This is a genomic window from Alteromonas ponticola (assembly GCF_012911815.1).
Classification (GTDB): Bacteria; Pseudomonadota; Gammaproteobacteria; order Enterobacterales; family Alteromonadaceae; genus Alteromonas; species Alteromonas ponticola.
Genome location: NZ_JAATNW010000001.1, coordinates 96,981 through 121,126, shown reverse-complemented (window position 1 = coordinate 121,126; position 24,146 = coordinate 96,981). Strand labels below are relative to the sequence as shown.

Here is a 24,146-nt window from a genome sequence, read left to right as displayed (position 1 = left end):
CAAAGCTGGTTGAATGAATGATGCTAGGCAGTGTTCAAGTGTGCTATGCGCTCAAGTTTATGTTTGATTGATACTAAATCAATGCGGTGTGAAAATTGAGTTTCGATTCCTGTAATCAGCCAGTGCCAGTCTACCGAGCTCAGCCCTGCACGCACCAGTATCGGTAAGGGGCTGTTAACACGGCCGCGCTTATCTGAACGAAAACTGCGGCTACTCGCATCCACCAGTTGCAGATAGTCCTCAAGTCGAAAGGGGAGCCCCGAAGAGTGGCGAAGGGCGCGGCAACCGGTAAATGGCATCAGTTCTTTTGGTTGGCAATTTTGCCTTGCTGCGCTGATACGCCGTTGAACACTGGTATGGGCGGAGTGCTCGGGTGTTTTGGCAATGTTAGCGCGAACAGGATTTAAATCAACATAAGCCATGCATGCCGCTAATGCAGTTTCATCCAGTAACGCTTGCGATTTAAAACGCCCCTCCCAGAAACGTCCCGTGCATTTATCCTCTTTATTGGCCTGCTTCGCGATAAACTCATTAAGCAAGCGCATAAACCAACTGATATCGTAAAGGCGTCGCCGGTATACCTGCGTAATCGCATGAACCGCCTCCATCTCGGCACTGGTGAGCAAGTTACGCTCTGTCACATCCAGATAACGGCGAGTCAGCACGGTGCCCTTGTGGAGCTTCTGCCAGCGACTGATAACTTCTTCAATCGACCAGCCAAGCGCTTTTTCGACGTTAACATGCAGAACAACGTGGGTATGATTATTCATGACTGCATACGCACATACATCAATTGCGAACATCGAAGCCAGGCACAGTAGCCGTTCTTCCACCCATTGCCGCCGATGTTCAAAGCTCTGCCCGGTTAATCGGTCTTCACCGCATAAATAAGCTCGACGCACACAACGAGATACACAATGATAATAGGTGGTTTCAGATAGTGAAATCAGCGCTTTTCTTGGAAGAGGCATCAGTAATTGGCAAGCAAAGGGAAACGTTAGTCAACTTTGCCAGAAAGCTCCGGGGAACAATACTGTACTGTGGCGTAGTTCGGTGAGTGTCCCAGTGAAAAATGTAGGTGAGTGTCCAAGTTTGGAAAAGAAATATAGGAAACGCTTAGCTGCTCTCGGGGAAGGGTTGAGTTGAAGTGGTGGTAGTTGGTGACGGGGCTGAAAACAGATCATTTTTTTTCGCCACCGCATGTTGAATTTGTTCGAAGCGCTTTTTATTAGCGACGTTCATTTTGTTCATCTGTTTGAGTGAACTAATCAGCACAGTGACATTGGTACGCCTGAAAACTGCCTGTTTAGCCTCAACCATGCATTGCAATAGGTTGAGGTGAAAGGCTGAAACCTCGGGCATTAATTGTGCTGCTGAATAAAATTTATCCATTGCGTTCGTATACTTCTTATCAACAAAGAGAATGGTGCCTTCTTCATTAAGTTGGGTTGCCCGTTCCTCCGCTATACCCATGTCTATCTCACCCGAAAACAACGCATCACTGTTAGTCACTTGTTCAGCAATATTAAGTAATTTCTGATTTCGTTGATGCGCCATGACAACTAAATTCTTGGCCTGTTCCTTATCGCCTAATCCGCTGAAAACTTTCGCCGCGGTGAGCAGAGTAGGGGGATCGGTGCGAGTGAAAGCCTGCATGTTGTCCCCACTAACGTAGTGACGTGCTTTTTCCTCATCCCCTTCAAGTAAGGCAGAATAAGCAAGTAAAAAATCGCGCTTTTGAATCAGCTGCAAGTCGCCTTGGTTACGACCAGCGACCCCCACAAGTCGCTTAGCTTGCGACACACTTTGCGTTCGATTGTTGTGTGGTTGGTGCTCGGCAATACTTAAATAAAATGCGGCAAGCTCGAAGGTAAATTCGGTATACTTGTCTCGCGCAGCGCGATTGACATCACGTTTTCGCTGCAACAGGTCGATCCCCTCAATCACCTTGTCCTGCTTTTGGTAGGTAATCGATTTAAGCTTAGTCGCCTGAGCACTCAAGTCGCTGACATTGATTTGTTCAAGATAATATTCTGCCCGATCCCAGTTTTGCTGCTCAAAACTAAGTCCGGCTAGCCACTCAAGCGCCTTGTCTTTGGCTAAATTCGAATTCATCATTGTTTCTAACTGCTCGGAACAATGTTGCCAATCGCCATTGATATATTGGCACTTAATTTTTCCCCACTGCGCCCACAACACTTTGTCAGACTTTTCTAACACGGTATCGTATAAACTTTTTGCTAGCTTCACTTGTCCCGCTTCAATCAGCAATCGTGCTTTCAGTTTTTGCACGTCCGATTTAATTTTTGGCGGTAAATTCTTTCGCATCAGGCTGGTTAATTTGGCCACCGCATCCCGGGGGTCATCATTGTCGAGTGAAAACAACGCCGACGATGCATACTCCCGGTAGTCTAAGTAGTGGGAAATTGAGCGGGTAATAGTGGCGATGGTATAGGGCTTGATAATCAATAGGTCGGGATGTAAATCAATGATTTGACCAATAGTCTGAGGCATTCTATCAGAGGTAATAAAAATGATACCTGTACTTGGTTTGATATACCTGCTTTGTCTCAGTTGCTGTACCCATTCAACGCCATTTTTGCTTTGGCCGAGATGAAAATCCATCAGGATGAGTTCAAAATTTTGTTTTTTTAACGCCGATTTTAGCTCAGTCCCATTGCTGAAACTGCTGATTTCAAATTGACCAAGCGGTAGGATGTGACTACGCAGATTGCCTCTTGCAGTGGCGTTATCTTCAACAATGGCCAATCGATACAGCATTTCATTTTCCTCTATGACATCGGCAAGAATGCAACTGTGACGAGATGTAAAAAGTGACATGAACTATTTGTAATCCCTCACTATAAAGGGAACAGGATAATTAGCAACTGAACTGTTACCATAACAGCGCTGTCACATTAAATTTACATGCAATGATATACAGCATCTAAGGTTTACGTTTACGTCAAGGGTAACTTTTAGGTACTGTATCACCTATCAGACCATACAATGTTGAGGTTGCAATGCAAAAGGTTCCTTTACTCATCAACGGAGAATTTGTTCAATCCTCCTGTGATTCATTTATCGATGTAACTAATCCGGCCGACAATTCAGTGATCGCGCAAGCGCCACGGGCCACCGATGCCGAAATGGAAGCGGCTATTGCCAGTGCAGAAAAAGCATTTGAAACGTGGCGTGAAGTGCCTGTGACCCAGCGTGCGCGCATAATGATGCGTTATCAGGCGCTGCTCAAAGAGCATCAGGAAGATATCGCTAAAATTCTGGCGTCAGAAACCGGTAAAACTTTTGACGACGCGAAAGGCGACGTTTGGCGCGGTATCGAAGTGGTTGAACAGGCTATGAATGTCCCCTCTTTAATGATGGGCGAAACAGTCGAAAACGTTGCCCGTGGAATTGATACTTACAGTTATATTCAACCACTGGGTGTTTGCGTCGGTATCACACCGTTTAACTTTCCTGCAATGATTCCGTTGTGGATGTTCCCGATGGCGATTGCGTGCGGGAATACGTTCGTACTAAAACCCTCTGAACAGGATCCTTTAACGCCAATGAAACTGGCTGAGCTGTTTAAAGAAGCCGGCGCACCAGATGGCGTACTGAACGTGGTACACGGCGGTAAAGAACAAGTTGAACCATTATTGACCGATCCAAGAATAAAGGCGGTGTCCTTCGTTGGTTCAGTGCCGGTAGGTCAACATATTTACCGTACCGCTACATCGCACATGAAACGAGCGCAATGTTTTGCTGGGGCCAAGAATCACACGGTGATTATGCCTGATGCAAATAAAGAGCATGTGCTAAACAACCTGGTGGGAGCGTCAGTAGGGGCTGCCGGTCAACGTTGTATGGCTATTTCGGTTGCAGTGTTTGTGGGCGAATCACAAAAGTGGATCCCGGAACTGGCCGAGCGTATCAGTAAAGTCAAGCCTGGCTTGTGGGATGATGAAAACGCCGGATTCGGCCCGTTGATCAGTCCGCAGGCTAAAGCGCGCGTGCTAAGTATGATCGAAAAAGGTAAACAGCAAGGCGCAAAATGTCTGGTCGACGGTTCTGACTTCACCTTAAAAGGTTACGAGAAGGGGAATTGGATTGGCCCAACCGTTTTTTCTGATGTCACGGCAGAGATGGACATTTATAAAGAAGAAATTTTTGGCCCGGTACTTTCGTGCATGGGGGCAGAATCATTAGATGATGCGCTTGCGCTGGTTAACGCCAACCCGTATGGCAATGGTACATCTATTTTTACTAACAGCGGCCCTGCGGCAAGAAAATATCAGCGTGAAGTGACGGTAGGTCAGGTGGGTATCAATATCCCAATCCCTGTTCCATTGCCATTCTTCTCTTTCACTGGCTGGAAAAATTCTTTCTATGGCGACTTGCACGCGTACGGCAAGCAAGCCATACGATTCTACTCAGAAACTAAAACTATTACCTCGCGCTGGCTGGAAGACGACATCCCAGGTGGCCCGAACATGACTATCTCACTGGATTAAGCAGGTACTTGCATGAACTTTGAGTTAACAGAAGATCAAATCGCTTTTGCGCAAACGGCGAAGCAATTCGCCGAACAGGAACTGGCGCCGTTCGCGGCGCAATGGGACAGAGAACACCACTTTCCCGTTGAAGCCATCCAAAAGGCAGGAGAGCTAGGTTTTTGTGGCCTGTACACGCCGGAAGAGAGCGGTGGCCTGGGGCTTTCAAGATTAGATTCATCCATTATTTTCGAAGAGTTAGCGATGGGCTGCACCACGACCACCGCCATGCTGACGATTCACAACATGGCAACCTGGATGATTGCAACTTGGGGGCAACAGGAAGTAAAAGACCAGTGGTGCGATGATCTGGTTACCGGACAGAAACTGGCATCTTACTGTTTAACCGAACCAGGTGCAGGTTCCGATGCGGCATCACTTAAATCGACCGCTAAAGAGCAGGACGGCGGGTACGTTTTAAATGGCAGTAAAGTGTTCATATCAGGGGCGGGAAGCACTGACGTATTAGTTGTGATGGCACGCACCGGGGAGGAAGGCCCTAAGGGGGTTTCTGCCTTTGCCGTTCCAGCTAATGCAGAGGGGATCAGTTATGGCAAAGCCGAAGAGAAAATGGGCTGGAATGCGCAGCCCACCCGTATGATCACTTTTGACAATGTAAAGCTTGAAAAAAGCTGGCGTTTAGGCGAGGAAGGCCAGGGCTTTAAATTGGCAATGCAAGGACTTGACGGCGGACGTATTAATATCGCAACCTGCTCTATCGGTACGGCTCAGCAGGCGCTTAATACAGCGAGAAACTACATGCAGGAGCGCGAGCAATTTGGCAAGCCCATCGCTGCGTTTCAGGCGTTACAGTTCAAACTGGCAGATATGGCCACAGAACTCGTAGCAGCCCGCCAGATGGTACGTCTGGCGGCATTTAAACTTGACCACGGTGACGCCGATAAAACTACCTATTGTGCAATGGCGAAACGCTTTGCCACCGACGTCGGCTTCAACGTGTGCAACGAAGCATTACAGTTGCACGGCGGCTATGGTTATATTAAAGAATATCCGCTGGAACGTCATGTCCGTGATGTGCGTGTCCATCAAATTCTTGAAGGCACCAACGAAATTATGCGAGTCATCATCGGGCGTCGTTTGATATCCGATGAAAGAGAAATTCGATAAGGAGAAAAGTTGATGGTAGAAAGCCTGGATATGCAGTCCCCGGTACTCGTGCAGGAAAGGGAGACATCATCGGGTCAGATCCTGGGACATTTGACGTTGAATAAGCCCAAAGCACTCAATGCACTTGATCTGGAAATGGCTAAGATCATGTTAGATGCGCTGAAGAGCTGGCAGAATCGAGAAGATGTTGTCATGGTGATGATTGATGGCGTCGGAGACAAAGCGTTCTGTGCAGGTGGAGATGTGGTTTCTATGCATCAAGCCATGAAAGCCTCGCCCGATGCGATCCCGGGTTTTTTGCAAGAATTTTTTACCGTTGAATATGAATTGGACTATACCATTCACACTTATTCCAAACCCATCATCGCATGGGGTAGTGGAATCGTTATGGGTGGTGGTATGGGGCTACTTTGCGGCGCTAGTCACAGAGTTGTCACGCCAAGCTCGAGACTGGCGATGCCAGAAATTACCATAGGTCTTTATCCGGATGTCGGCGGCAGTTACTTTCTTCCGCGCTTACCCGGCAAAAGCGGTTTGTTTCTTGGGTTGACTGGAGCCAGTATCAATGCTGCTGACGCCCGCTTTGTAGGTCTCGCAGATCTTCTCTGCGCCGACACTGCAAGGGAAAATGCACTTGACGCAATACTGGCACATGATTGGTTAAGTGAAGACGATGTATCTGCAAAACTGAGCCACTTGCTCGCCAGCTTTGCGCCTGAAAAGAATGAGATTGCGCATTCGAATGTAGAAAGTCGACAGAACCTGATTGACGAATTGTGCAGCGCTGATTCCCTTGCTGAAGTGGTGCAAAACATAAAGCACATGCAAAGCGGTGATGATAAGTGGCTATCACGTGCGCAGAAAACGTTGTCAGCAGGCTCACCGATCACTGCACACTTAGTTTATGAACAAATTAAGCGTGGCGCGGAACTATCTTTAGCTGATTGTTTTAGAATGGAGCTGATCATGTCTTGCCGCTGCGGTGAAGTGGGCGAGTTTCAGGAAGGCGTGAGAGCGCTGCTCATCGACAAAGATGGCACACCAAACTGGCGCTACAGTTCGGTAGAAGAGGTTCCAGAATCCTTAATTGCACACTTTTTCGAGTCACCCTGGAAACAAGACACTCACCCATTATCGCTGTTAGGAGAATAATATGAATAAAATAGCGTTCATCGGTTTAGGCAACATGGGTGGCCCCATGGCAGAAAACCTGATTAAGAGTGGTATGCAGGTTACAGTGTTTGATCTGGTTGCCGAGGCCGTTGCCTCACTTAAAAGTAAAGGGGCAAAAGCAGCGGCCAGCGCCATCGAAGCCGTTAAAGATGCCAATGTTGTTATTACTATGCTGCCCGCCGCTAAGCACGTTAAGTCGCTCTATCTGGGAGAGCAGGGCTTAATTGAAGCAACGCAGCCAGGCACTCTATTGATTGATTCGAGTACCATTGATGCTGAATCGGCCAGAGGGGTCGGTGAAGCGGTTACGGCGGCAGGGCGACTCTTTGTCGATGCGCCTGTGTCCGGTGGTACCGCCGGCGCACAGGCGGGTACGCTTACCTTTATCATGGGCGGCAAGGAAGAAGCGATTGCCAAAGCAACGCCTGTTTTACAGTGTATGGGCAAAAACCTGTTTCATGCAGGCGATACGGGAGCAGGGCAAGTCGCCAAGATTTGCAACAACATGCTTCTTGCCGTGCTGATGGCGGGTACGTCTGAAGCATTGCAACTGGCAATTGATAATGGCCTGGACCCGAAAGTCGTGTCGGATATTATGCTCCAAAGCTCGGGCTGTAACTGGACGTTACAAAAGTATAACCCCTGCCCAGGTGTGATGGAGAATGTACCTGCGTCAAAAGACTATCAGGGCGGGTTCATGGTTAAACTTATGAACAAAGACCTCACTCTGGCAATGAATGCAGCTGCCAACAGTGAGTCATCCACACCCATGGCTGCCACCGCACAAAGTTTGTATAAGTTACATCAAAATAAAGGGAACGCCGATAAAGATTTTTCAAGCATCTTTCAATTGTTTGGCAAATCCTGATGGAGAGGGCGTGTCCCTCTCTTTTCTTCTTTCACGTTAACTTGTTACAATTCCCCGCATTGTTTTTTGCAAGAGTTGCATCACATGTGGTTATGTCCACTCTGCTCACAAAGCTTGATTAGAACCGGTAAAACATGGGCCTGTACCAATCGACACAGCTTTGATGAGGCCAAATCAGGCTATTTAAATCTTTTACCCGTACAGTACAAGCAATCACTTGAGCCTGGCGATAACAAACTCATGGTAAAAGCCAGAAGACTGTTTCACGCAAGTGGCGGGTATACCCCCTTAATGGACAAGCTGACTGAGCTTATTACCGCCAATATTTGCTTAAACCAAGACGATACCTTATCTTTATTTGAAGCTGGGTGCGGAGAGGGCAGTTATCTGCAAAATATCGCCATGTCGTTAAAGGGCAAAGGCATACCTGTATGCAGTGCCGGAGTCGATATCTCGAAGTTCGCCATTGAGGCAGCAGCAAAAGCCTTTAACCAAGCGCGATTCGCGGTGGCGAGTAATTTCAAACTGCCACTGCCAGCAGCGTCGCAAGATGTCGTGTTACAGGTCTTTGCTCCGGGTAAAATGATTGAGTATGCCAGGATATTACGTCCTCGCGGGCTTTTGATAATGGTTGAACCAGGCCCAAATCATTTATGGGAATTGAAACAAAAAATCTATTCCAATCCTAAACAGCATGTTCAACAAGAGCAGGGATCAAGCAAGTTCACACCAGTCTCAACGCACCAAGTCTCATTCCAGCTTGAACTTGACGACCCAGATAGAAAACAGGGGCTTCTGAACATGACCCCCTATGTGTGGAAGTTGACAGAGGACAAGCGTGCACAGATAGAAAATTCGCTGCAAAGCGTCACTGCTGACTTTGCATTAACCCTGTGGAAGTTATCTTTGCCCGACCCAAAGGAGCCAGAACATGCACAATAAAGCACTGTTTCTCGATCGTGATGGGATTATAAATATTGACAAAGGGTACGTTGGAAAAATTGCTGATTTCGAGTTTGTTGAAGGCATATTCAGGCTGATTGAACGCTTCACTAAGGCCGGTTATCTGCCCATCATAGTGACCAATCAATCGGGTATTGGCAGGGGCTACTACAGCGAAGAGACGTTCAAAAGGTTATGTGAGTGGATGAATACGCGTTTTCAGGCCCACGATATTGCACCTGTTCCCGTTTATTTTTGCCCTCATCATCCCACCGATGGCAAAGGTGAATACCTAACGGATTGTGAGTGTCGAAAGCCTAAACCAGGCTTATTGCTCAAAGCGGCGCAGGATTACAACATTGATCTGAGTCGCTCAGTGATGATCGGCGACAGCATACGTGATTTAGAAGCAGCACGGGCAGCAGGGGTGCCAATACGATTGTGGGTGACAGAAAAAAAGCAAAATGCCATCGCTGCTTCCTGTACCCACACGTTTAGTGCTATTACTGAAATTGAACCCGCAGTAGTGATATCTCAGTGAGGTTGCGAAAACCGGGTTAGTTGTTTTATCGCCCGACTTAGCAAATCAACATTAAGCGACGCATTGCTACGATTGCCGTTATCAATATTGGTGATCTCGTAACTGCCGTTACTCAACACTTCAATTCGTTGATTTTCATGGATTACAATTACCCGCTCACCAGACGTGCTGACCAACCAGTTGCGTTGGGGGTTGGTAAAATCCTGACCGGTAGAATAAAACTGGCTGGGCGCGTTACAACCCAGTGAATTTAAAATAGTGGGTGCTAAATCTTCTGTGCTGATAGCGTCAGCTTTGACATCAAGGTTAGTCAGCAATGCACCTCTTTGCACGCCCGAACCCTGTGCAAACCCGGTGGCGATAATTAGCTGGTTTTTTTCCAGGTCCACTTTCTCATCATCTATAAATGCATTTATCTTAGATGCGGGGAGAAATGCGATGTGCAAGCCAGCACCTGAACTTTCAATGGGTTGCTTGTAATCATTGAGCATACTGGTGGGTAACGACTCATCAATATGGATTGCCACAGGCATTCCTAATGCCTCAGGCAGTTCCATTAACACCGGACGCTCCTGAGTAAGACTCTCAAAGTAAATTTCTGGTACACCAAACAAGGTGGACATGATTAAGGCGTCTAGTGACGATGCGTTAGTAAAATACTTATCTGACTTATTTAAATTCAGTGCGCTAGTGTCCAGCTCACTGCCATTGTCCGTCTGCACGATCAGATAGGTGGTATTGCTGTTATCAATTGCACAATACACCGGCTCAGTGGGATAAACGATTTGGTGGATGTCGGGAGCAAACTGTAATTGCTTGCGTTCTTCATAGGTTTCTAAATCCAGCAAGCCGTAGCGCGACATGGTCGTCTTTGCCGTAGCAGGGTAGGATAAGGGAAACATATTGTCCTGTTTTATTATCGGTTGATAGAGCGCGGCGTCAGCCCATACGTGGACTACGTGGCTGCTGACGAAACAAACCACAAAGAAAACCGTGACTGGCATACCAATTTTGCGCTGCTGAAACCGATCTATCCGTTTCCAAATCGCATTTGCCAGGACCAACTGGAAGCCAAGCCAGATGACGAAAAGTAGCAATAAGTAACCCCATTGCTGAGGACCGAATTGACTGATTTGTGTCTGCGCTTCGCTTCTGAGTAAATCGGTGGAGCTAAAATTTAAATGAAAGCCAGTACGATTATACAACAGCGCATCAAACGCCAGTAGTGCCAAACCAAGTGCAGCAATAACCGACGCCAACGATTTGATTATCTTAGGGTTGGTTGCCACGTAGCATAGCGGCAAAACGAATATGACAAAGCCTGCAAAGGTCAAAAAGCCAATGTGACCAAACCAGTTTGACAGCAAATAAAGCGTGCCGATGATCGAATCAGGTCCCGGTGATGAAAAAATAAACACCGAAGCAATTATCAATGCCAGAAAGATGTTTACAAAAGCAAACCAGTGTCCCCAGCTAACCAGTTTAGTGACGCGTTGCCGTCTCGGCGATTCAGCTAATATCATAATTCTTCAGGTTACTCGTTAATGCTTTTTTTGAGAATATTGGTGAATTGCTCAGCGAATTGCTTACGGTTGGCTGCTGGAACTTGCGTATTCATGATATGGGTGATCACGTTTCCCAGTACCATTAACGATAAATCGCGGTCGGCATCTTCCTGTTCCAGTGTCAGAATGACTTTGTTCATCAGGGCTTCAAAATCTTTATCCTGATAACGGCTTTGTTGAGGCATTATGTTGTCTCTTTTTTATGTTTTCTTTTATAAAAAGAATAAATTCTTGAATAAAATGATTATAATCGTTGTTTGAGTGATAACAATCATTCATTCACTAAACTCCCTTATCCTCGGGTATTTTTCAAACAATTTTTAAGAAAAGGGCAAATTTTACTCTATGAGCGCACTGATTCATCATTTTGTTGTTCATCGTATTGTTGTGAATGATGAAGGCAAAATACAGGCAATACCCCGCGAAAAATGCCTTACTGTCACGCCTGAAATTGAACATCTGGCGCACCAGATCAATCACAGTTTCAATACCAAACCGGGCAAAGGGGTAGGGCACTTTGTTGAACACGATGCAGACGATGCACAGAGCATGGCCTTCAATCTTTGTTTGCAGGAGTTTGTCGCAGCACAGAAGGCTGGCGGTGATGACCTGGAACAGCAGTTTCATCAATTCTCGCTGCAATCAGCGCACAAACTGATTCAGGCATTAACCGATACAGGACAAGTGGAAACCGGGTTTCTGATTTTTTGTCAGTATGAATACCTTGCCACCCAGTATCTGATGATTACGTTGCTTAATACTCGCTCTCATGTTGAGGTGAATCAAGCGCTGGAGTTAACCGCAAAAGAGCACCTGGATTTGGCGCGCATGCAATTGGCCGTACGTATCGATATGACCCAATGGCAGATCCAGCCGGAACAACAGCGTTACATCGCTTTTATAAAAGGGCGTATGGGCAGAAAGGTATCCGATTTTTTCATGCAGTTTATCGGTTGTGAAGAACTGGTCGACGTAAAACAGCAAAACAAGCAATTGGTCAGCACGGTTGATGCTTACTTAGCCAGCGAGAATCTGGCACCACAGGAGCAGGAACAACATCGTCAGGAAGTTAAATCGTATTTTAAGGAAAAAATAGACAGTGGTGAAAATCTGTCAGTTACAGAGTTGTCTGCTCGTTTGCCCAGTGATGAGGCATCGCAGCATAACTTCAAGGCATTTAGTTCAGGTTTGGAGGCGCCACTGGAGGATTCTTTTCAACCTGATCCGGCGGCATTAAAGCAACTTGCCAAATTCACCGGACAAGGTGGCGGGTTAAGTCTAAGTTTTGAACGCAAACTTCTCGGCGATAAAATTATTTATAATCCAAGTACCGACACATTAACCATCAAAGGGATTCCGCCGAATCTGAAAGACCAATTAAGTCGGCAGTCAGGTACCGAATAAGGCCTGCGAACAGTTGTTAAAACACGTATACTAATGCGATTTAAAATCGTAGTTAGCACTAAGCGAAAAGCTAAATAAGGGTAACATGCAATTATTTGTTAATGACCTTACCGTGATGGATTTTTCTTACCTCTGCCACGAGCGTGGCATGGTGGGGGAAAGCTGGATCGTAGATGTCATTTTAGATGGCGAGCTGAACGAAGAGAGTATGGTTCAGGATTTCGGCATTGTTAAAAAGAATCTCAAACGGCTGATTGATGAATATGTCGATCACAAGTTATTGGTTCCCGCTGAACACTCTGCTACAACAGTAATTAACAGTGGTGATGAATCAGAAGTAGAAGTTCGCTTTCAATGTGCTGATGCGCGCCAGATAATGCTGCGTTGCCCTGCGGAAGCTTATGCGTTTATTTATAGTGATACGGTAACCATGGCATCTGTTGGTGACTATTTGAAAGAAATTATCGCGACCCATCTGCCCGATAATGTAGATAACATCACGTTAAATTTGCGCACTGAAATAATCGACGTTCCTTATTACCATTATACGCATGGTTTGAAAAAACACGACGGCAACTGCCAACGTATCGCGCATGGGCATCGCTCAAGAATTGATCTCTTTAGCAACGATAAAGTGGACCAGCAAAGTCAGAAAAATTGGGCTGAACGCTGGGCAGATATTTATATTGCTACAGAAGAAGACCTGGTGGACATTTCCTCGAGAAAAATAACCGGACAAATTGACAATGCCAGCGACTACTGGTGTTTTGCGTATGAGTCGTCTCAGGGCTATTTTGAGCTGATCATGCATAAATCTGCCTGCGAAGTCATTACTACAGATTCCACAGTCGAATGCCTGGCTCAGTTTATTTATGAACAACAAAAACAGCGTTTGCCCGATAGCAAAATTAAAGTTATTGCCTACGAAGGAGTCGGTAAAGGTGCGATGGTTGCAGATTAAATTCCTTTTTTTCATATTAATATTAAGTATGGGTAAAGCTCAGGCGAGTGAGGATGACGAAGGCCTGATGCTTAACGGTGAATTGACCCAGGGAAGCCTGATAAGAGGACAGGTTGCGCCGGGTTCCACAGTGACATTGAACGGAAAGCCGGTTAAGGTTAATCCCCAAGGAAAGTTTGTGATTGGATTTGCCAGAGAAGCAGAGCCGGCCCACGTGCTAACCTGGACAGATGAGCAAGGGCAGCGGTTTGAAAAACGCCTTTCCGTCACCAGCAGAGAATACGATATACAGCGTATCGACGGGATCGAACCTAAAATGGTCACGCCGCCGCCAGAAGTTACCGAACGTATTCAAAATGATAGCGCTAAAGTGTCCCAAGCCCGCGCCAAGGTGCGTGATTACGACGCCGTGTTTACTCGCTTTATCTGGCCTGCCGAGGGCCCGATCACCGGGGTTTATGGAAGCCAGCGAATATTAAACGGCGAGCCACGCTGGCCACATTATGGTGTCGATGTAGGGAGTCCTAAGGGGACACCAGTGGTTGCACCTGCTCAGGGGTACGTCACGCTGGCGGACGATCTCTATTATTCAGGCAACACCATCATTCTGGACCACGGCATGGGCGTTTTTTCTACTTTTTTGCATCTGAATGAGATGCAGGTCAAAGTAGGCGAGTTGATCGAGCAGGGGCGTCAAATCGGCACCATCGGCTCAACCGGTCGTTCAACCGGGCCTCATCTGGATTGGCGCATCAATTTAGGTAAAATGCGCCTTGATCCGGCCTTATTGGTGCCGCGCAGAAATTAAATATCACCTAGCCAGGCTGCAAACTGCGACTCGTTTTCAATTTTTAGATAAAAGAGGTTTTTCTCTGCACTGACAACTGGGAACGAACGAGTGAGCAGTCGACCGTCCCTTATGATGGTTATTGGCAGTGAATCTTCCTGACTTACCTCTACCAGTCGCTGCAGTAAATTTTCGTTCACCTCATAGCCATCCAGGGCAATGATACGATCGTTTATTTGCAGACCCGCCTGGTCGGCGGCCAGGTTGTCTTTGACCTGCTGGATGATGACCCCAACCTCAGTATTTTTAACGATCATCCCCAACTCTCTGGTGTGAGTTGGCTTTTCAGTAGGGCTACCACCTTTGTCATCTTTATGTGTTCTCGTACGCTGATGAAGCGATAAGCCAGCTACGTGCAGTAGCTGGTCAAACGGAACATCCTGTGTGCCATGGACAACTTGTTCTACAAAGTCGCTGACATCGACCTGGAAATGCTCTTTGCATAACTGTACTACCGAATTATCCAGGGTGCCCAAATTTCGTTTACCGAACTGCTGCCACAATATCCGCATCAGGCTATCTAAACTGTGCTGGTGATCAGATTGTTCTCTGATAAGTAAATCCAGAGCCAAAGCGATTAAGCCCCCCTTTACATAATAAGAAACGATATGATTTACCGAGCTGGCATCTTGTTTATAAAATCGTGTCCACGCATCAAAGCTTGATTCAGCGACGCTTTGTCGGGTTCGTCCGTTACCCTGCATTACCCGTGTCAGGTTTTCACCCAGCATCTCCAAATATTTTTGCGGAGTAATAATACCTGCTCGCGCAACAGCCAACTCGTCGTAATAGCTGGTAAAGCCCTCATACATCCAAAGTTGATTGGTATAAACTTCACAGTAAAGATTGGGCTTTACCAACACTTCAGGCTTAATTCGTTTCACATTCCAAGTGTGGAAGAACTCGTGACTGCATAGACTTAAAAAATTGATATAGCTATCCGTCCTTTGTTTCGCTTCACCCATCAGCGGGAGATCGAAACGTGGGAAAAGCAACGCGGTTGAATTGAGGTGCTCGAGACCTCCATAGCCTTTGTCGCTGAGCAAGGTGATAAACAGATAACTGGAAACAGGCGGTTCATCATCGAAAAGATTCAGATGATGTAAGCAGATAGGCGTTAAGTCATCACAAATGCGTTTTATATCAATTAAATAATCGCCACTGAGTAACAGGGTAAAGTCTACCTTGCCTACCGAGAAGGTTTGCGTCTGACAGCGCCCAATAAAGATGGGATGGTCTATGAAGTCCAGATAACTTTCACATGCAAAATGATTCTTCTGACTTTCATGCAATGGTGGCATAGACGTGTGTAAGCGCCAATTTTCAGGCAGACCTTCCATATCAACGTTAAGTTGATACTCACATGATTGCGCTTGCTCAACCTGCAAAAAGACGCTGGTACCATTGCAAAACGCATATTCATCGTTGATAAAAGCAGAACGCACCGATAGGTCAAATGCAAATACTTGATATTGTACGTAGACCACTCCCCGGTCAGGATTATCAATGCTCCAGGTTTGTTTATCTGTTTTTGAAAGGCTCAGCTGGCCGTTGTGTTCATCCCATGCGGTTATTTCAACAATGTGACGGGCAAAATCCCGAATCATATAACTGCCGGGAATCCAGGCGGGCAGGGAGACAACCACCGAAGCCTGATCCAATGCTGGAATGCGCATGTGAATATGAAAAAGGTGCTGGCTGATTGATGCAACTTTCAATGTAAACTGAATTGCGGGAATGGCTGATGTCATAAGAAAACGCTCAATACTTAGAATTGCCATATGATGCTACACTCAGTTGACTTTGTCAGCCGCAGGAATTTGTGCTTAGATAAAGACATCTTAAAAACTATTACGATTACTCATGGGTTTGAAGCGTAATTACGATGCTTTATCAAGTGATGATATTGAATGGCTGCATGCATTAAAGCCAAGCACACTGGTGGATTTACAAATAGCGACACCCACTTCTCCCAAACGGGTGAAAACACAATATATAGGTATGGATGCGCCTCACGGTATTCTTTTTCAGGTGCCGAATTCACCGAACTGGAAATTCACCCGCGATTTACTTACGCCCGGCAATAGCATAGTCGTACGTTACGTTCTAGAAGGCGGAGTAGGGCATGTTATTGCTTTTAGGGTCAAAGTGATAAAGTTAATAACAAAACCATTTGGCATCCTGATCACTACGTTTCCAAAATCATTGCAAACATTCGGTTTAAGAGAAGAAAAGCGTGCTCAGCCAGGTATTGCCGTAAGCGTGGAAACCTCAGAACAGTCCGCTGACACCAAAATTCACGGCATAATCGTTGATGTATCAAGTAAAGGTTGCCGCGTGGCGCTAGCGATCCATCCTGATTATCCGGTGTTTGATCAAGAAGAAGGTATCACCTTGCAATACGAAGCTGCCGGCAAACCTGTCTCGATTGTAGGCAAAGTGAAGAATAAAAACTCAGACCGGGAGCATCACTATTACGGCATCAGGTTCGCTGAGAACCAGGCTACCGTCCATAAATTGCTAGAAAAACATATACTCATCGAGCAGTAATAAGTAAACTCTCTACTTGTTAACAGTATTTTAACATCAGGTGTTTGCAAGGAGAATACGATGCGGCAGATTGAAAGGTTGTTGAGCCGTTACAATGAAAGCCATCAAAATAAAACTAACGTGGCGATTCACGCTATTGCTGTACCCAGCATATTTTTTGTGACTATCGGGTTGATTTGGTCAATTCCCAGACCGGACTGGTTGGCACAATTTGCAATTAACTGGGCGCACCTCATCATTATTCCTGTACTGTATTATTATTTTAAATTGTCTGGACCCATTGGTGCCGCAATGACCTTATTAACGCTGGCATCCTTTGGTGGTATAAAATTACTTGAGTATTACCAGATTTCTGTATGGCAGTTTTGTTTAGCGCTATTTGTTGTTATGTGGATTCTGCAATTCGTGGGTCACAAAATTGAGGGTAAAAAGCCTTCTTTTTTAGAAGATTTACGTTTTCTTTTAATCGGGCCAGCATGGTGGTGGACGCATTGGCTGAAACGAATGCACATTGGTTACTAGTGTTGCAATTGAAACTAAAAGTGCGACCAGACGCCCTAGGGCTACGACCAAGCTCGCGAATTTCACGTTTAAATTCATTATAATATTTTTATAAGTTTATATATTTCGGTAGTTTTGTGAGCCGTTGGCACCGCCTTTTCGACAGTAACGAACGCTTATTCTGGGTACTTCATTGTGCCGGATGGACTGGCTTTGCCATCGTCTATTATATCGGTTCGTTTTTACATGATGTCAGATCCATCTGGATGTTTGTCATTCTTTTAAATGCTTACGCCGGCTGGCTGCTGACCATCCCGCTGCGTTACATCTTCAGGTGGGCGCGAAGACAATCGCCGCTCAAGATGATCCTGATAGTAATCGTTGCCTGCTATGTTGTTGCTCTGATATGGGCGGTGGTAAAAAACGTCAATTACTGGGAGATTTACAAGCACGGATACCGGCCGGAAGAGTGGTATATGTATTTTACTAACACCATCAACTCTCTGATTATGATTGGATGCTGGAGTGGTGTTTATTTTGGCATCAAAAACTTCCAGATGCTGCAAAAGGAAAAACAGAACGCCCTTAAAGCGACCACCATGGCGCATCAGGCGCATATCAAAATGTTGCGCTATCAGCTCAACCCGCATTTTTTGTTTAATACGTTAAACGCCATATCAACGCTGATCCTGTTAAAAGAAAATGATTCGGCAGAAACAATGGTTTCACGGCTTAGCGACTTTTTACGCTATTCTTTAGATAATGATCCCATCAAGCGCGTTCCCCTGGGGCAGGAGATAAAGGCGCTGCGTCTATATCTGGAGATTGAAAAGGTGCGTTTCGATGATCGTCTTGATGTGGGATGGGATATTGAACAGAATTGTGAGGCAGCGTTAGTTCCCAGCATGATTTTACAACCTATAATTGAAAATGCCATAAAGCATGCCATTTCGCGAATGGAAGAGGGCGGCCGAATTGACATTACGGCGCGAAGCTTTGGCAATGACTTGTTAATGGATGTTGCAGATAACGGACCAGGTGCAGATATTCAGAACGGCCAGTTAACCCGAGAGAATGGCGTAGGGCTGGCAAATATTCGCGACAGGTTGCAGTCACTTTATCATAGAAACTTTGCTTTTTCGATTGAGCATAATAAGCCTAAAGGCGTACGCGTGCGAATTCGCATTCCTTACGAGGTTAACGATGTATGAACACACAAACTAAAATTATAAAAACAATTGTGGTTGATGATGAGCCGTTGGCGCGTCGAGGTTTACGTACGCGTTTAGATAGCCACAGTGATATTGAGGTCGTGGCTGAATGTCAGAACGGCGTTGATGCGGTTAGTAAAATCAGTCAGCTACGTCCCGATTTGGTGTTTTTGGATATTCAGATGCCTGGCTTAAATGGCTTTCAGGTAATTCAAAAACTCAAGGAATTGAAACAGCCCATTCCCGTAATTGTTTTTGTTACGGCGTACGACAGTTATGCGATAAAAGCGTTTGATGTGCATGCGTTGGATTATCTGCTTAAACCCGCCGACAATGAGCGCCTGTCATCGGCACTGGGTAAGGTTCGTGAGTATTTCGAAAATCAATATCAAGATACGCAGTCACAAAAGCTGGTCAATCTGGTGGCTGAGCTGACCGGCGATGATTGCGAAGAGATTCTGCGTAAACTTGCCAAAGGTGAACCCATTGAAACCGATCCTTATCCTGATATTCTGGCAATAAAAGATGGTTCTGAAGTGACCCGCGTCGCGGTGAACGACATTCAGTGGATTGACGCTGCAGGCGACTATATGTGTGTTCATGCGTTAGATGGCATGCATATCATGCGTAAGACAATGAAAGAACTGGAGCAGGAACTTAATCCGAGAATATTTGTGCGTGTTCACCGCTCCGCAATAGCAAATATAAGGTACGTTAAAAAACTGGTCAGTCATATTAGCGGCGAATACCATCTCATTTTGCAAAATGATACAGAATTAAAGGTGAGTCGCTCGCACAGAGACAAAGTGAAAGCGGCAATGAAGACGTAGCGCTTGAAAGGCGTTACGCGTAACGCTCATTCATTAGCGTTTTCATTGTAGTAACCATCTGTTTATCAAGTGGTTTTGATTCTTCCCAAGTCAACTTTAACGGTACTTCGACAATTTGACCTGCGCGCTCGCCAATCATCACTCCTGAAACGTTTTTAGTAACCAGGCTGACGGCATAAGCGCCTAGCTTTGTGGCAAGAATTCGGTCTTCACTTACGGGTGAGCCTCCCCGCTGTACATGTCCCAAAATTACCGGTCTAACCTCAGATTGGGTCTTTTCGGTCAACGCTTTAGCCAGATTATCTATTCCGCCTGGCCAGAGTTTTTCTGCCAGCACAATAATATAGCTGATATGATCACTTTGTTTTCTGCGCTCGTTCAACTGTTCAGTGATGCATTCAAGGGTGACGTCAGGTTTTTCAAATAGCTCGGGTAAGATGACGTAGTCAGCTGATGAGGCCAGAGCCGCGTGCAGCGCCAGAAAGCCTGCATGTCTGCCCATTACTTCAACTAAAAATATGCGCTCAAAGGCATCGGCGGTGTCCCTGACTTTATCGATTGATGTGACAGCGGTTTCGATAGCAGTATAAAAACCGATGGTAGCGTCAGTACCACCAATATCATTGTCAATCGTGCCGGGTAACCCCAGTACCTGTCCTGACCAAAATGCACTGAGATGATCTGCCCCTTTGAAAGAACCATCGCCACCAATCACAATTAATGTATCAATGTCCAGTTCATCCAGGTTCTCAGCCGCTTTTTTTGCCCCTTCGTCAGTTTTAAATTCGTGACAGCGAGCACTATGGAGTACGGTACCGCCACGTTGAATAAGATTATGAACCTGATTGTTATTCAGCAGACAGTATTCTTGATTAAGTAAACCATTATATCCATGCTGATAGCCGATAATGGCGTAATCCGCGCGCTCGCACGCCAATACAATTGCCCGTATACAAGCATTCATACCGGGTGCATCTCCACCTGATGTAAGCACTGCTACTTTTTTTGTCACAAATAGTAACCTTTTGAAAATGTTATTGAACGAACAGAAAAGGTAAACTCTTTTTTTCCCCTACAGCATGGCAGAAGCCTAACCATCTGCCAAGTTGATACGTATGAAGTTGCTTTACGGAGTGAAGTTAAGGATAGGTATGAAAAAAATTGCGTGTGTGCTTTTGATATGTTTGCTTTCAGCGTGTTCATCGAAGTTGGCATATAACAACATAGATTGGTTGATTTACTGGTATCTGGATGACTACATCGAATTAAATGATGCTCAGGAAGCGCAGTTCGATGGTTATTTAGCTTCATGGATCAAGTGGCATCGTGAGGAAGAGCTGGCAAGCTACATAAAGCAATTGAAGGCGCTCAAAGCAGATGTGCAGAACGATAATCTGACTCAGCAAGTAGTCTCTGCAAACCTGCAACAAGCCCGCGGCCATTGGATAAGTGTCCGTGAGAAAATCACGCCACAAATTGCTGAATTGGCTACTGAAGTCACCGATGAACAGCTCATACAGTTTTTCGCTGCGCTGGAAAAGGATAATAAAGAAGAAGATGAAGAGTTAGCAGAGTATCTTGAAAAGTCTGAACAGGAAAAGCTGGAAAAAAGAATCGAAGGGCTGACTGAAGATCTGGAAGAGCGTATCGGTGATTTATCATCAGCACAGAAACGTATTGTGGCAGAATTCGCACCACAGTTCACTTCAACCCATGCCGACTGGATTGCTTACCGACGGGCTATTCAACAAGCTTCCCGACGCCTATTTGTAACCCGCCCCACGAACGAGAACTTTAAAGCGGATCTCATTCGCCTGATGAACAATCCGGATGACTTTCGAAGCAACCGTTACCAAGTGAACAGGGAAAAAAACAATGCACTTTACGCCCAGTTCATTGAGCGAATCGGGCAATCTCTAAGCCCCAGACAAAAGAAAAAGCTTTTAAACGAAATTCAGGATATTATCGACGACCTTGAAGATCTGATGAATTGAACCTACCTTGGACCACGATTTACATCCTATAAAAGGGCTGCTGTTAGCATTTGTAACTGCGATATTATGGGGCGTGCTGCCTGTATTTTTGGTAATGTGTTTACAGGTAATGGACAGTAAAACAATCACCTTATATCGCTTTTTATTCGCAGCGATTGTAGTGGGTTTAATACTTTACCGTCGCCATAAATTACCAAAAATTGGCAGCTACAGTCGTCTGGTCATCTGGCTTACAATAGGGGCCACGGTGATGCTGGTTATCAATTATGTCGCCAATGTCATCGGACTTAAGTACCTGAGTCCGTCAAGTGTACAAGTGTTGATGCAGGTCGCGCCGTTTGCATTGATGATTGGCGGCATCTATCTGTATAAAGAGACGTTCAACCGGATACAGTTCTTCGGCAGTGTGCTGCTGGTTGCCGGTCTTTTGTTGTTCTTTAATCAGCGACTGCCCCAGATAATGACGTCAGAATCTGAAGATGCAATAGGGATTGTCATTGTCTTGTTGGCTGCACTGACCTGGGCGATTTACGCGCTTTGCCAAAAGAAATTGATGCGCTCCATGAGCGCAATGCAACTCACTTTACTGATCTATTTAATTGGTACCGCCATTCTTTTCCCATTAAGTGACTTGAGTCTGCTTACCAATCTTAATCTATTGCAAGCTGGGGCGTTGTTATTTTGTTGCGTGAACACCGTGGTGGCTTACGGCGCTTTCACTGAGGCTCTGAGAGTGTGGTACGCGTCCCGAGTGAGCGCTATCCTTGCACTGACCCCGCTATTTACATATTTAAGCATGTTAGTGGCTGAGTCAATTGCACCTGATATGTTCATTCAGGCTGAGTTAGGCTGGCTGGCTTACGCTGGCGGCGCGATGGTGATTGCCGGTTCCATGTTGACCGCACTGGGTAAGAGAACGCCGATTATCGCAGAACAAATTCGCGGCGGTGCAATTAAGTAAGCTGCGGCCGATCAACGCAACAAAGGGTTTATTTGCGAGGACAACGTTTAGTGTAAGTTCAGCGTTATTTAATTTTCATTCTTGCAAATGGTGTCGTAATCATCGCGCTGGTATCTGAGATCCTCGCACTCTTCAGTGAATCTTTTTCTGGCGGTTAACGCCTGCTGAGGAAAATTAGGATTGTTCATAACCTTTGCCAGGCGTGCGCACTGCTGGTGTTGGCGGTTTACCTCTACTACGTCTTCACAGACCGGCTTACTACTGCAACCTGTGATCAGCACTATAAGGGTCGTAGTCAGCACAGCGGACCCATGCCAATGATTTTTAGCATCAGCTAATATACGTAAATAAATCATCCTTAAGCTCATCGAATTTTTCCTGATGTTGTTTTCTTAAAGGAACATCCTCTATTAACTTATAGACCCTGCGACATTCTCTTACCAATGCAGCATCAGGTTTATCGAATTTAGCTAAAATTTTCAGTATGCATTGCAAGAGGTTAAGTGCTACCCCGGAATTTACCGGCGCATACTGCTGAGCCAGGGAAAAAGCGTCTTTCGCTTGCTCGTATTTGCCCTCCTGATACAACTGAATACCCTCTTGATTAAACTGTAAGTATAATTTTTGCTTTTCTTCACTGCGCGCTGACTCTGTCGCCATTAAATGCATAGTATTCGGGTCAAGCTCAACACCCTGATCTTTCATTATCTCTATCAATGCTAGCGCATCATCGTACTCGCCCAGGTCATACATTACCTTAAGACTGTCAGGCGCATAGGATATAGGGTAGGCCTCGTAATTTTCTTCAATAGTGACCTGGGATTGGGCAAGGTTGCGTTTTGCATCCATCATCTTCCCATCCAGCGTGCACATGCGAGCCTGAACCACCTGTTCATAAACTTCCAGATCAAACTCGCCTTTCAAGCGCTGCACGACCTCGTCGTTTTTGCCTCGCTGTAAAACCAGCAACGCTTCCTGCTGGCATCGATTCTTCGTTTTTTTGTCTTCAGCATGTTCAGCCGCATCTAAAATACTGCGAATATAGCTGCACCAATAGGCGATGTCCTGATGAATTGTTCGTTTTGAAAGCTGCCAAATCGACAGCGACGATTCCTGTGCTAAATCAAAATCCTGGTTTTCTCTGGCAATGGCACAGGAGGTAAAATGGCGTTGTAATGAGTAGGGCGACAACTTGATTGCGTACTTTATTGCAGAAAGGGCTTCTTCACCTTTTTCCAGTTTATTTTGTGACTCGGCAAGAATGTCATAGGCCTCTGCATTGAAACGATTTGACTGCAAAATAAGCTGTGCTGTCTCTATGGCCTTCTGGTACTTCTCCATCTGTAAGTAGGTTCTTGACAATGCAATTTGCGACCACAACGCCGACTTTTCTTTTTGTTGCTTTAATAACAACGCTAGTGCGTTTTCTGGTACGCCACTTTTCCAATATATTTCAATCAACAGTTGCAAACAGAACCGCTGAAAAGGTGAGGGCATCGCCATTTTTGCTTTGCAATGATCTATCGCCGTTTGCCAGTCCTGCTCTATCATCGCAGCGTGAACCGGCAATAAAAACTGCCGTTTATTCCATGCTCGTGAAATTCTCGTCTTTAACTGGGATTGAGAAAAAGGCTTTATCAAATAATCATCGGGACGACGCTCAAGTGAACCCAGTACTACCGGCCGCGCGCTGTCTGCGCTTATCAATAAAAAAATGGCAGAGGGTTTAACCAGCTTTCTTATTCTTAACTCTTCAATAAATTCATAGCCATTTTTACGATCTGCGCCTAGATGCAAGTCTACGATAACAATGTCGTATTTTCTTTTTTTGCATAGCGAAATAGCCAGCTCCGCAGAACCTTTGGTATCTACTTCTGTTGCCCCCATGGTATTAAGTAAACCGCGCAACAAAAGCAGGAATGGGCGTTGATCCTCAACGATAAGTACCTGTTTGTCCTTACAATCCATCGGCTAGTTACTACCTCTTATCAGATACATTGCAGCTAAGAATAAGCGTTAAATAATAAAACAGACCCGGCAAGTATATAGAGTGAAGGGTACTGATTACCAGCTTGATTAATACAAAAGTTGATTAAGAAATTTTGGTTTGGACCGAT

The 24,146-nt window shown here is 45.6% G+C and carries 23 protein-coding genes; 15 read left to right on the top strand and 8 right to left on the bottom strand.

Features of this window, described 5'->3' with window-relative positions:
• Nucleotides 1–23 precede the first annotated feature (23 nt).
• Both HCJ96_RS00450 and HCJ96_RS00445 read right to left on the bottom strand, forming a co-directional pair.
• On the bottom strand, nt 24–971 hold the full coding sequence (locus HCJ96_RS00450; protein ID WP_169209063.1) for a transposase: 948 nt from the start codon (nt 969–971) through the stop codon (nt 24–26).
• Nucleotides 972–1,116: 145 nt separating this feature from the next.
• Nucleotides 1,117–2,841 (bottom strand): response regulator, encoded by a 1,725-nt coding sequence (locus tag HCJ96_RS00445; protein WP_246261039.1) that lies wholly within the window; start codon nt 2,839–2,841, stop codon nt 1,117–1,119.
• Between the two features lie 182 nt (nt 2,842–3,023).
• On the opposite strand from HCJ96_RS00445, the gene HCJ96_RS00440 reads away from it, so the two are divergent.
• The 6 genes from HCJ96_RS00440 (at nt 3,024) to gmhB (ending at nt 9,205) form a co-directional block, all read left to right on the top strand.
• Nucleotides 3,024–4,514 carry a CoA-acylating methylmalonate-semialdehyde dehydrogenase gene (locus HCJ96_RS00440; protein WP_169209062.1) on the top strand — a complete coding sequence of 497 codons (1,491 nt, stop codon included), beginning with the start codon at nt 3,024–3,026 and terminating at the stop codon, nt 4,512–4,514.
• A 12-nt stretch (nt 4,515–4,526) separates the two neighbouring features.
• Nucleotides 4,527–5,681, top strand: coding sequence for an acyl-CoA dehydrogenase family protein (locus HCJ96_RS00435; RefSeq protein ID WP_169209061.1), 1,155 nt, complete (start codon nt 4,527–4,529; stop codon nt 5,679–5,681).
• A 12-nt stretch (nt 5,682–5,693) separates the two neighbouring features.
• Nucleotides 5,694–6,833 (top strand): enoyl-CoA hydratase/isomerase family protein, encoded by a 1,140-nt coding sequence (locus HCJ96_RS00430; RefSeq protein ID WP_246261037.1) that lies wholly within the window; start codon nt 5,694–5,696, stop codon nt 6,831–6,833.
• A 1-nt stretch (nt 6,834) separates the two neighbouring features.
• Complete coding sequence (gene mmsB / locus HCJ96_RS00425) at nt 6,835–7,722, top strand: 3-hydroxyisobutyrate dehydrogenase (RefSeq protein ID WP_169209060.1); 888 nt, start codon at nt 6,835–6,837, stop codon at nt 7,720–7,722.
• Nucleotides 7,723–7,806: 84 nt separating this feature from the next.
• A complete protein-coding gene (locus HCJ96_RS00420; protein ID WP_169209059.1) occupies nt 7,807–8,664 on the top strand; it encodes a putative RNA methyltransferase in 858 nt (285 codons plus the stop codon).
• Nucleotides 8,654–9,205 carry a D-glycero-beta-D-manno-heptose 1,7-bisphosphate 7-phosphatase gene (gmhB, locus tag HCJ96_RS00415; protein ID WP_211162642.1) on the top strand — a complete coding sequence of 184 codons (552 nt, stop codon included), beginning with the start codon at nt 8,654–8,656 and terminating at the stop codon, nt 9,203–9,205. The genes HCJ96_RS00420 and gmhB overlap by 11 nt, the downstream gene beginning before the upstream one ends.
• On the opposite strand, the gene HCJ96_RS00410 is transcribed toward gmhB, so the two are convergent.
• A complete protein-coding gene (locus tag HCJ96_RS00410) occupies nt 9,199–10,728 on the bottom strand; it encodes a DUF3413 domain-containing protein (protein WP_169209058.1) in 1,530 nt (509 codons plus the stop codon). The two genes, gmhB and HCJ96_RS00410, sit on opposite strands and share 7 nt — an antisense overlap.
• Nucleotides 10,729–10,739: 11 nt before the next feature.
• Nucleotides 10,740–10,955 (bottom strand): YejL family protein, encoded by a 216-nt coding sequence (locus tag HCJ96_RS00405; protein ID WP_169209057.1) that lies wholly within the window; start codon nt 10,953–10,955, stop codon nt 10,740–10,742.
• A gap of 160 nt (nt 10,956–11,115) precedes the next feature.
• Between HCJ96_RS00405 and yejK the strand changes: the two genes are divergently transcribed.
• The 3 genes from yejK (at nt 11,116) to HCJ96_RS00390 (ending at nt 13,943) form a co-directional block, all read left to right on the top strand.
• Entirely contained in the window at nt 11,116–12,174 is a 1,059-nt protein-coding gene (gene yejK, locus HCJ96_RS00400; protein ID WP_169209056.1) for a nucleoid-associated protein YejK, read from the top strand.
• A gap of 85 nt (nt 12,175–12,259) precedes the next feature.
• Nucleotides 12,260–13,135 (top strand): 6-carboxytetrahydropterin synthase, encoded by an 876-nt coding sequence (locus HCJ96_RS00395; protein WP_169209055.1) that lies wholly within the window; start codon nt 12,260–12,262, stop codon nt 13,133–13,135.
• A 28-nt stretch (nt 13,136–13,163) separates the two neighbouring features.
• Nucleotides 13,164–13,943 carry a M23 family metallopeptidase gene (locus HCJ96_RS00390; RefSeq protein WP_246261035.1) on the top strand — a complete coding sequence of 260 codons (780 nt, stop codon included), beginning with the start codon at nt 13,164–13,166 and terminating at the stop codon, nt 13,941–13,943.
• Here the strand turns inward: HCJ96_RS00390 and HCJ96_RS00385 are convergent.
• Nucleotides 13,940–15,763, bottom strand: coding sequence for a M61 family metallopeptidase (locus HCJ96_RS00385; RefSeq protein WP_246261033.1), 1,824 nt, complete (start codon nt 15,761–15,763; stop codon nt 13,940–13,942). The two genes, HCJ96_RS00390 and HCJ96_RS00385, sit on opposite strands and share 4 nt — an antisense overlap.
• An 82-nt stretch (nt 15,764–15,845) precedes the next feature.
• On the opposite strand from HCJ96_RS00385, the gene HCJ96_RS00380 reads away from it, so the two are divergent.
• The 4 genes from HCJ96_RS00380 (at nt 15,846) to HCJ96_RS00365 (ending at nt 19,074) form a co-directional block, all read left to right on the top strand.
• Entirely contained in the window at nt 15,846–16,532 is a 687-nt protein-coding gene (locus HCJ96_RS00380; protein WP_169209053.1) for a PilZ domain-containing protein, read from the top strand.
• A gap of 60 nt (nt 16,533–16,592) precedes the next feature.
• The gene (locus HCJ96_RS00375; RefSeq protein WP_169209052.1) at nt 16,593–17,054 is read left to right on the top strand and encodes an Mpo1 family 2-hydroxy fatty acid dioxygenase; all 462 of its coding nucleotides are present in this window, start codon (nt 16,593–16,595) and stop codon (nt 17,052–17,054) included.
• Between the two features lie 116 nt (nt 17,055–17,170).
• Complete coding sequence (locus tag HCJ96_RS00370) at nt 17,171–18,244, top strand: histidine kinase (protein ID WP_169209051.1); 1,074 nt, start codon at nt 17,171–17,173, stop codon at nt 18,242–18,244.
• Nucleotides 18,241–19,074 (top strand): LytR/AlgR family response regulator transcription factor, encoded by an 834-nt coding sequence (locus HCJ96_RS00365; protein ID WP_169209050.1) that lies wholly within the window; start codon nt 18,241–18,243, stop codon nt 19,072–19,074. The genes HCJ96_RS00370 and HCJ96_RS00365 overlap by 4 nt, the downstream gene beginning before the upstream one ends.
• A 13-nt stretch (nt 19,075–19,087) precedes the next feature.
• Here the strand turns inward: HCJ96_RS00365 and HCJ96_RS00360 are convergent, their stop codons facing one another.
• Nucleotides 19,088–20,086 (bottom strand): ATP-dependent 6-phosphofructokinase, encoded by a 999-nt coding sequence (locus tag HCJ96_RS00360; RefSeq protein ID WP_169209049.1) that lies wholly within the window; start codon nt 20,084–20,086, stop codon nt 19,088–19,090.
• Between the two features lie 139 nt (nt 20,087–20,225).
• On the opposite strand from HCJ96_RS00360, the gene HCJ96_RS00355 reads away from it, so the two are divergent.
• The gene (locus HCJ96_RS00355; RefSeq protein WP_169209048.1) at nt 20,226–21,068 is read left to right on the top strand and encodes a DUF6279 family lipoprotein; all 843 of its coding nucleotides are present in this window, start codon (nt 20,226–20,228) and stop codon (nt 21,066–21,068) included.
• A 7-nt stretch (nt 21,069–21,075) separates the two neighbouring features.
• Entirely contained in the window at nt 21,076–22,029 is a 954-nt protein-coding gene (locus tag HCJ96_RS00350; protein WP_246261031.1) for a DMT family transporter, read from the top strand.
• A 68-nt stretch (nt 22,030–22,097) separates the two neighbouring features.
• Here HCJ96_RS00350 and HCJ96_RS00345 read toward each other — a convergent pair whose 3' ends face one another.
• Nucleotides 22,098–22,397 carry a hypothetical protein gene (locus tag HCJ96_RS00345; protein WP_246261030.1) on the bottom strand — a complete coding sequence of 100 codons (300 nt, stop codon included), beginning with the start codon at nt 22,395–22,397 and terminating at the stop codon, nt 22,098–22,100.
• On the bottom strand, nt 22,360–23,997 hold the full coding sequence (locus HCJ96_RS00340) for a response regulator (RefSeq protein ID WP_169209047.1): 1,638 nt from the start codon (nt 23,995–23,997) through the stop codon (nt 22,360–22,362). The genes HCJ96_RS00345 and HCJ96_RS00340 overlap by 38 nt, the downstream gene beginning before the upstream one ends.
• Between the last annotated feature and the right edge of the window lie 149 nt (nt 23,998–24,146).